This window comes from Candidatus Kuenenbacteria bacterium, from assembly GCA_012797775.1.
Lineage (GTDB): Bacteria > Patescibacteriota > Patescibacteriia > UBA2196 > GWA2-42-15 > JAAZMX01.
Map to the genome: position 1 here is coordinate 62,952 of JAAZOM010000029.1, position 9,349 is coordinate 72,300.

General features: G+C 35.9%; 7 protein-coding genes. All 7 read right to left on the bottom strand.

What is annotated here, in order from left to right; translation table 11 throughout:
• Nucleotides 1-438: 438 nt before the first annotated feature.
• On the bottom strand, nucleotides 439-1,485 hold the full coding sequence (locus tag GYA54_04585) for an ATP-binding protein (GenBank protein NMC51961.1): 1,047 nt from the start codon (nucleotides 1,483-1,485) through the stop codon (nucleotides 439-441).
• 2 nt (nucleotides 1,486-1,487) lie between these two features.
• On the bottom strand, nucleotides 1,488-3,776 hold the full coding sequence (locus GYA54_04590; GenBank protein ID NMC51962.1) for a DEAD/DEAH box helicase family protein: 2,289 nt from the start codon (nucleotides 3,774-3,776) through the stop codon (nucleotides 1,488-1,490).
• Nucleotides 3,777-3,778: 2 nt separating this feature from the next.
• Nucleotides 3,779-5,497: a site-specific DNA-methyltransferase gene (locus GYA54_04595; protein ID NMC51963.1), complete on the bottom strand. Its 1,719-nt coding sequence runs from the start codon at nucleotides 5,495-5,497 to the stop codon at nucleotides 3,779-3,781.
• Nucleotides 5,498-5,828: 331 nt separating this feature from the next.
• Nucleotides 5,829-6,356, bottom strand: a complete 528-nt coding sequence (locus GYA54_04600) for an HD domain-containing protein (GenBank protein ID NMC51964.1) — start codon at nucleotides 6,354-6,356, stop codon at nucleotides 5,829-5,831.
• 310 nt (nucleotides 6,357-6,666) lie between these two features.
• Nucleotides 6,667-7,317 (bottom strand): hypothetical protein, encoded by a 651-nt coding sequence (locus tag GYA54_04605; protein ID NMC51965.1) that lies wholly within the window; start codon nucleotides 7,315-7,317, stop codon nucleotides 6,667-6,669.
• 264 nt (nucleotides 7,318-7,581) lie between these two features.
• Nucleotides 7,582-8,091, bottom strand: coding sequence for a DUF2726 domain-containing protein (locus tag GYA54_04610; GenBank protein ID NMC51966.1), 510 nt, complete (start codon nucleotides 8,089-8,091; stop codon nucleotides 7,582-7,584).
• 294 nt (nucleotides 8,092-8,385) lie between these two features.
• On the bottom strand, nucleotides 8,386-9,264 hold the full coding sequence (locus GYA54_04615) for a hypothetical protein (GenBank protein ID NMC51967.1): 879 nt from the start codon (nucleotides 9,262-9,264) through the stop codon (nucleotides 8,386-8,388).
• Nucleotides 9,265-9,349 lie beyond the last annotated feature (85 nt).

Genomic DNA, 9,349 nt, shown 5'->3' on the forward strand with positions numbered 1-9,349 from the left:
GCAAGCGAATACACCTTGTTTTTCCCTCATAAAATAATTCGTTTCCGCAGCGATAGCGGAGGAAACACCATATTAAATGAAAAATCAATTTGATCGTTATAGAAAAACGGGCGACTGCAGGAGCCAAAAGAAAAAGCGTATTTCATACAACGTTTCGGCATATCTGATGTTTGCCGTAGCGTAGCGGAGGCAAATATGGGTGGAGGCTTTTGTATAAAAGCCGTAACCAGATATGCCGTGTTATGTGATGTGCATGTTTTACTTTAATCCCGATAGCAATCGGGCTTGCTCTAAAAAAGAATTTTAATTTTGTTTTTTTGTTTTGGATTTTGGGCAGAGGGGTTAGGGGTGAATGCCCAAAATCCAAAACTCCTTATTTTGTTTGAGGGAGGGGCAAGAGGGGAAATAAAGGGGTGAATTGCCCCAACCGAAAACGCTCTATTTCTTTTTTGTATAATATTTATCAAATTTTTTCACAATATTCGGGCTATAAAAATCTTTTCTGGAACTTTTTGTATTATCAGGATCAAGATAGCGTGTTCTGCTCAAATTTTTGTCTTTCATTAATTCTTTACGAAGTTTGTGAAATTTACCGTTCGTCTTAAAATCACCAAATCGTTTATTTAATTCTTTTACTAAACCGCGATAATCAAGCGGATATTTTTTCTTTAAAATTTCTTCCTCTTCAAGCCTCATGGCTGGCGCATTTGGATCATCTGTTATTTGAACGCCTAAACCGTTTTTACTTTTTCCTGCAACTATTGAAACTGGTTTGACATCTCCAATAAGTCTTAATACTGGCTTTCCTTTTTCTTGAAAATTACCCTGATTTATAAATTTTAATTTTGGAATCAGTTTTTTATCTATGACAAGCGTTCCACCTTTCCCAGTTATTTCTCCGCCGATAGTATCCATAATTGCCGCGTTTGTTGGACCAATTTTTGATATTTTTTCAAAATGCTCCAGCCAGCCTTTTCTTTCCTCTTCTTTAACAAAATCAAACATCGCTATTATTTCCGGATATTTTATCCTTTCACTTCTTGCATTGTAGCGATAATAAATATCTGCCTCTTTTAATTCGCCATCATTTTTTAGACACACAATCGGTTTTGTCTTTGCTTGTTGCGTATACAATAATCCAATTTTTTTGGTATTTACGGTTATTTCAAATTTTTCAAAAATTATTTCTGGGGCAAAGACACTGTTTAGGTACGCGGTAATTTTAGCTTCGTCCACCTCTTCAAAATTATTGCTTTGAAGTCCAACAAGATCACGCGGTTTATCTTTTATCCCGAAAACAATATATCCGCCCTTATTGTTTGCAAAAGCAACCATGCTTTTTGCGTATTTGTCTTTTGAATTCCAGTTGAAAGATTCTTTAAATTCAAGCCACCCACTTTCACGCGAGATTATTCTATCTGCGATTGTTTCGTGGAACAAAAAAATCTTGTTGTATTCATCGTTATTTTTAAAATCATTGCTCATATTTATTTTAGATCAAAAACTTCCCACCCTTTCATTGATGAATCAAAAGAATACTTTGCGTTGCGGTTAATTTTCCAGCCATTCGGGCCGTCTTGGACGGCTATACCGCCGTCAAAATCTTTTCTGCCTTTCAGCCACGCTTGCAAGGCCTCCGCTTTATATTTTGTATCGTTACTCTCGGCGGTAATACCAGCTTTTGTATCAATAATTATAACGCCCTTTTTAGTCTTAATGATCCAGTCAGGATAAAATAGTTTTTCTTTGTTCTCATCGGGGTTATAGTAGGAAATTGAAAAATGCTCACTTCCATTGTCGCCGTTTTTATGCCACCAAATTACGCTTTTATTTTGAGGCGATTCGAGAAACTTGATAAAGTTTTTCTCATTATCGTTTCCGCCGAAAAGCCCTGCTTGAGTTTTTTCAAACCAAAAAGGTTCCATTGCTGATTTTTTGACCGCCAATTCCTCGTATTGATCGGTAAAAAATAATGCTTCGCGCGGTATTTCAATATGCTCCACGCGCTTCGCGCGTGCCGCTTTTTTATTTACTTCTTGCTCACGGACAGGGCGATATGCTAAAAGTGCATCACCGATTACTGGCGCGAGTGCGCCAGCTTCACCAACTAAATCGTTCACAATAACTTTGTAAACGTCCGCGCGTGAAAGTTTTAACTTCTCCATTAGATAAATATTGAGTGCGGTTTTGAGCTTGCCCCATGAACGTTCTGGCGCAAATTTACGGTTTTCGTCGGTTTGTTTGGCGACAATTTTGAAACACAATAGATTATATAATCGTTCAAGATCATGGCGAGACATTTCTTCATCATAACTCCCGCCTTCTTCAAAAAGCTCCTTTGTAAAATTGTCATAATCGTCAATTTCCACACCGACAATTAAGCCGTTTGTAACCTTGGGCTTTAGGTTTAGCTTTTTTGTATCCAGTTTTTTATCCGCTACTTGCTTGAAAGTATTTTGGAATGAATCACCCAAGTCGTTATAGTCCGCACGTGTCATAAAGACGGATTCCAGTTTGATCGGTTCAACATTTTTCTTGCGATAACTGCCGTTGATTGCGGGACGGTTTTCGGTTTTGGATTTTGCGTATTCCGCCAAAACTTCGTTGCGCTTATAGTTAGTGTAAAGATAACCAAGATTAAGTTCGGGGTTGGCAAAGTGGGTGCCAAATGGCATACGTAAAATACGCCCGACGGTCTGTATTGCAAAAGTCGGATTCTTTATCTCGCGGAACATCACCAACACGCTCGCGCGCGGACAATCCCAGCCAGTCGCGACGGCTTGTTTGAACAAGAGAAACGAAACAGGCGAGTTGTGTTTTTCTAAATCTTCCAAATTTTCTTTTTCCTTGGAGAGCCAAACGGCAATTTCATCGTTTTTTACACCTTTGCGTTTTAGATACTCCAATACAATCGTCTGTTTAGTTGTGTCACTCGTTTCTTTGCTTGCTTGATCGTCATTTGGAAGTTGAATTAAAACAAGTGGATTAACTTCAACGCCGATCTTTTTGTACAAATCAATCAATTCTTTCCGTTTGGAATACGCTAATTCCAAAAGCATTTCGTCTTGGTCAAGTTTTTTGACGGCTTTCTGTTTTAAATCTTCTTCTGTCTGAAAAACAATTTTTTCTTTGATTAACCCTGCTTCAACGACATCACTTCGCTTTGCTTCAACATATCCCGCAGTTTCGGCGCGAGTAGGAATATATTTCGGCGTAGCCGACACGCGAAGCGTGATTTTTGGTTTGATAAGTCCATCCACCACTTCCATAGCAAGATCGGTGTCGCTTCCGATATGTTCCTCATCAATAATTACAACAATTTTGCGTCCTGCGTCGTGGGTTTCGTTGATAAAATTATCAAAAGTCAACCCTTGCTCATTTTCACGGCGTAATTTACGACTATCCTTGCTTTTGCCTTTTATTTTCTGCCAGTTTATAAAAAAGACATCATTTTGATGAAGTTTCTCGCGCGAAAGGTCGTTTAAGTCAATTAAATCAAGCTCACTTGCTCCGCCATAATAATCAAAAAGTTTCTTTTTGCTCTGTTCGTAAGAATCCTCGCTGAAAGAAAACCACACAAAAGCTACATCATTGCCCTGAAATCGGGGATCGCTGACAATATCGCGCAAAAATTGTGCCAACATTATCGTTTTACCGCTTCCAGTCGGCGATTTAAAAACAAGCGGTATATTTTGATTTGGCAATTTCCACAAATTCAAAAACTGATCTTTGAGTTGTGATATTGCTGTTTCTTGAAATGGTTTTAAAGCAAACATAATTATATCCTGTTAATTTCTTTGTAAACTTCAATAATCGGCTCTGGAATATCTTCGACTCTGATATTCGCGGACGAATACTCGCCTTTGTATTCGTTTTTACCCCAGCTGAAAATATATAAAGCCGTCGGTAAATTTTTCTTTTCCAATTTGGCTATTAACTCGCCGAGCTTTGTCTTGTCTTCCTTAAAATAAATTGCGGTTAATTTTCCATTACCTTCAAAAATTTGCCACCAATCATTTTTCTCAATTTCATTGAGCGTATCTTCTCGCACCCCGATCATTTCGCCTGCTTCGTAGGTTATGCGGATTTTCGCTTCGTCCGGCACTTTGTGGATTTGCTCAATGTCCACGAGGTCGGTTTGGTAATAAAAAAGATTACTTGGAATACCAGCGACTCTCTCATTTTTTTTGTTCTTGTAGCCGTTAATAACTGCCTTAATACGCGGATAGCAAACTGATTCAGCAATTCCGCCGTTTCCACCGTTGTTGTTTTCGTTGTTGGTGCAAAGAATAAATTTACGATTGCCACCGTCAATCTTGTTCATTTCTAAAACAGCGTGTCCAGTTGTCCCAGATCCAGCGAAAAAATCCAAAACATTTGCATTTGGACGCGATCCTACAACGGCAAAGAGACAATCGTAAACAGTATAGAGTGACTTAGGAAAGTCAAAATCACACTTTGGTAATATCTCACGCAAAAGTTTTGTTCCGTATTCACTTGCGTCGTATTTTTTGTCAGTCCAAACAGTTTTATAAGTGCCGTAATCTTTCGCAATCATTATTTGAACAATGCCACCGCGTGATTCTTTAATTTGGAGGATGTCTTTTATTTCTTCAACGCTTTGTCGTGCGTATCGCCATTTTCGCTCGACACCTTTTTCGTCAATCGGCCAAATATAAATACTACCGTCTTTTTGTTTTTCGTTTGCCGATTTTGGATGAAATTCGTTTGACGCAACATCACCAAAACCAATAATCTTTCCACCTTTTAGGATAATTGGATAAAAACAATTTTTTGCGTCTGTTCGCTCTGATTCATTACCCCAGTTTCGCAAGTTTGAAACATAAATCTCTTCTTCGGTAAGTGAGCGATCTCCGATAGCTTTCTTGTTTTTTGGGGCAACAAAAATTGCGTATTCGTGAGTGTAAGAAAAGTTTGTGCCTTGAACGCCCTTTGGATTATGTATGATCGTTATAGCGTGCTGTTCGTGTGCTGGAAATAACTGCTCAATCAAAACACCTAAATGAGCCTGTTCGTTATCGTCAATCGCGCAAATCAGTACGCCATCATCTTTCAGCAGGTTTTTTGCCAAATTAAGGCGATGACGCATAAACGAGAGCCACTTACTGTGTCGGTATTCGTCATCCTTGTCTACATAGTCATTGTTATATTTCCAGTTTTTTGCGCCTGTATTGTATGGCGGATCAATATAAATAAGATCAATATTTTTTTTGTGTGTGTAACTGAGGACCGAGAGCGCAAGATAGTTGTCGCCCTCAATCATTAAATTGTTCGGATACGCATCATCAGAATTAAGGCGGTTTTTGAGAACCTCTTTTAAAACAGGTACTTTAATTTTTGACTGCTCAACCACATCTTCTTTTTTGTCTTCAAAAACCAACCCAAGATTATTTTTCTTAAGTTTTCTGATTTGAGCTTCAAGCTCCGCCACTTTCTTTTGTAAATTATTATCTGTCATAGTTATTTGGCTAAACATTATTATTGTATTCGTATTCCCCTTAAAAATAAATCGTTTTCGGAGCGGAGCGGAGAAAACACCTTATACCCCTTTCTAATAAATAAAAAAACAAAATTTAAATTCTTTTTTAGAGCTGGGCGATAGCCCAAAAGTAAAACATGCATTTCACATAACGTTCGCCGATATGAGAAGTTTCGCACACTCCTTATTAAAATTCAATAATTGTGTGCGAAATTTGGGTGAGAGAAAAAGTGCCTCCATTAAAAGTTAAAAATGCACTTTTTCTTGAACCTCATATCGGCTGTTGTACGATGTACCAATAAATTCTTCATCAAAATGAATTGGGGATTTACTCGCTCAAATGCTCAAACTTTTCTTTCCACGTCTTTAGTTCATCAAATATCGGATCAACAAAATCACTTTCCTTGTACTTGAAAATGGCGTTCGCGTTTCGCATACAGTATTTGAGTTGTTCAATGCTGTCTTGGCTGGCGTACCACTTGAAAGAATCTAAAATATCGGCAGTTTTTATGATAAGCGCATCCCGTCCGTTTTTTACACAGCGCTGGATGAGTTCGGCGGTTTTCTCATGTTTATCTTCAATGGTGTCGTCTTTCGTATTAGCAAGAACAAGTTTCAATACTTTTTCTCCGAACTCATCTTTTACCATGTCTTCCGTTGCGTTAGACCATTCAATGGCGTCATGGAGCAAGCCAGCCAAGACAGCATCTTCGGAGTAACCGTGATTATATAGATATACACCAACTCTGATGTCGTGAAACAAAACTGGTTTTCTGCTATTTTCATCAGAAGGTGGAAAATGTTGTACTAAAAAGCGAACGCCATTTTCAAACTTTATATTAAGTGATTTTGTCATAGTGATTTCTTAAGAGTAAATCCCCAATTCATTTTTATTGAAAAAGAGAAGAATTTATTGGTATTTCGTACAACGTTTGCGTGTATCTGAACTTTTCATCCCGATTTATTGGGATGGATTTTGTTTATCAGATAACGTTTTATGTTTTAAACTCCGCCCAAGTCCTCATCAAACTAAGGGATGAAAATTTGGGCGGAGGGAAATTGGCACTCCTTAAGGATTTAATTAACGCCAATTTTCCGTAGCCAGATACACGCTGTTATGTGATGTAGCCAGAAATTTCTTTTCCTTATTATTTTTTTTTGGCAATTTATTTAGTAACTTTAAAAGTTTTTGTTATTGAAGTTATTTCTTGTCGTCTTGCTGACATTTCATTATTAACTGTTGCTTGACTCCATACTTCTGCAAAGACATATTGGCTACTTTCATCCAGAGATTTTTTGGGTACATTGGGCAGATCAAATGCTTGTATTTTATTCCATTGTTCTTTAGTAAAGACGGAAATTCCAAATATGTCTGATTGGGCGGGAAATCCAAAATAAACAGTTGTAATCATCGTATCTCCCATAAGCTCTCCCGCCGGAGAAACACCTTTTGTCCAATTGCTCGTTTCTGTTTTAGTGATATAACCTTTCCAAGTTTGTGGAAAAGTCAAACTAAATCCATATTGCGAATTACTGTAAACAATTTCTTTTGGAACAACAGGTTGATTGTTCTGATTTTGGTTTGTTGTTGGTTGCGTTACCTGTTGATTTTGGTTTTGACTTGCTTGCTGGAGTTGATCAATTTGGTTTTGTAATAGCGTGATTTGTTGTTGAAAAGATTGCTCGGACGACTTTAGGCGTGAAGATTGTAAAGCGTAAACTACACCGCCAATGACTAACGCAGTAATAACAATGGCTCCAACTATTACCCAAATACTTACTGGATTTTTTTCTTGGGGCATATTTTGTTCATTCATAATTTTTTAGTTAAATGTTAAATTACTTATATTTTATCACAAGTTATGTTCGACCTGAAATAAATTGCCAAAAAAAATCTAAAAAATGATAAAGAAATTTCTGGCTATTTCATATAACGTTTCTGGATATGAGAAGTTTACAAAAATACCTTTAAAAATCAATTTTTGAATTTTTGTAAATTTGGAAGAAAGAAATTTGGCTTCCTTTAATTATTTTTTGTGCCAAATTTATTGAACCTCATATCCTTTGTTATCGGATGTAATTTAATAATTTTCGGTCGGTGTCAGTAATTCGTTTATTTTATTTTTTATTTCTTCAAAATTTATATTTTTCTGGTGTCTAATATGAAGACTTTTTATTCCTGCTGATTCTAAAGCCATATTTACAAAATCATCTCTTTCTTGTCTATCGCTTCTATTGTGTGTCTTTCCATCATATTCAATAGCAATTATTGGTTTTATATATTGTTTTTCAAAGATAACAAAATCAATTGTTTTTCTATTTATCTTATTTTGGTAAGTCCAAAACTCTTTTTTTGAAGAAGTAACTTGGATAATATTGCTCAATACAATTTGTGGGAAAACAATATATTCAGCAGGAATAATTTGTTGTAAGCCTTCAAAAAATTGTCTTTCTGGTATGTTTAATAAAAAGTCTTTTCTTCTGAATGGTAAAACTTTCTCTTCTTGTTGAAGAAAAATAGAAATTTTATCCTTAAAAAAATAAAATAAAATTCCAAGGGTTATGACGATTATTATTAGTAAAATTTTCATAGTTTGGTAGAAAATTATTAAATTATTTCCGATAACGTTTCGGCATATCTGATGTTTTCGCCGAATTTGTTAATCTATACTTAAATATTAGCAGGTTCTTTTTCATTTCGGAAGACTTTCTATTGACCACCGAGCAGAGGCGAAAATATGGGCGAAACAAAAAGGACATTCCTTTAAAAAATATTTGAGTCCTTTTTGTGTAGCCAGATATGCCGTGTTAGACGATGCTTTTTGGAGGCAAATTTCCACCCAAACGTCATAAAAATTTTCTTTTTTCATATTGATATTTTGAGGCTATTTATCCCGCCAATCTTTATCAGTCCTAGTCCTATGAATCTTCTGTAAAGAATTTTGTTGTTTTAATAACTGCATGTAAGAATCTCTAATCAAATATTTTTTTCGAACTTCAATATTATTTCTAAAAAAATTGTACAATGACACCCACTGATCAATAGATAATTGGGTAGGTTTAACATGCAAATTGAACTTTAAATCTTTTGCGAGCCTTCGAAACTGTTTATTTGTGAAAACTTTAGCAAAACTTTCTTTTAGTGTAGATTTGAATTGGCTGAAACCATAAACTACAAAATTTTTCCATTCAAATAAATCTTTATCGTCTATTAAAAACTTATCTAAACGCCTAAGACGGAATAAAACCACTTCTACTCGTGGAGACGGCTTAAAATCATTGCGTTTAAAATGATGCGCAATAAATGGTGTGAAATGAGTTTTGATAAAAAGCGACTTTATTGATTCAGCAGGCTCACCAAGATATTTTAAGGCAACTTGTTTTTGAACGAAAAGATAAATATCTTCAGATAGTCGCTTTTGGTCGCTCAATTGACGGATAATGTCAGCAGTATAATTAAACGGTATATTGGAAAAAATTTTGTAGTTTTTATCAGCAGGAAAGTTATAATTCAGAATATCTTGGTTTACTATTCGGACGTTCGAAGCCAATTCAAATCTTTTTCGCAAGTCATTGTACAATTTTATGTCCTTCTCTATTGCAATAACTTCCTTACTGTACTTGCGGAGAGTGTCGGTAATTTCGCCAGTTCCTGCACCAATATCAAAAACTAAATCATTCGTAGAAATACTTGATCCTTTGATTAGAGATTCTACTAATTCCTTGTTCTTAACAAAATTCTGTGAAAACTTAATATCCCTCATAATGGTTCTTGAAATAGCCTCAAAATATTAAAGAAAATTTTTTCACCATACTTCACAAATTTGCCTCCAAAAAATTTCGTCTAAC

Coding starts and splice junctions, on each gene's coding strand:
- GYA54_04610 (NMC51966.1), bottom strand. CDS start 8,091: ATGAAAATTTTACTAATAATAATCGTCATAACCCTTGGAATTTTATTT.
- GYA54_04605 (NMC51965.1), bottom strand. CDS start 7,317: ATGAATGAACAAAATATGCCCCAAGAAAAAAATCCAGTAAGTATTTGG.
- GYA54_04615 (NMC51967.1), bottom strand. CDS start 9,264: ATGAGGGATATTAAGTTTTCACAGAATTTTGTTAAGAACAAGGAATTA.
- GYA54_04595 (NMC51963.1), bottom strand. CDS start 5,497: ATGTTTAGCCAAATAACTATGACAGATAATAATTTACAAAAGAAAGTG.
- GYA54_04600 (NMC51964.1), bottom strand. CDS start 6,356: ATGACAAAATCACTTAATATAAAGTTTGAAAATGGCGTTCGCTTTTTA.
- GYA54_04590 (NMC51962.1), bottom strand. CDS start 3,776: ATGTTTGCTTTAAAACCATTTCAAGAAACAGCAATATCACAACTCAAA.
- GYA54_04585 (NMC51961.1), bottom strand. CDS start 1,485: ATGAGCAATGATTTTAAAAATAACGATGAATACAACAAGATTTTTTTG.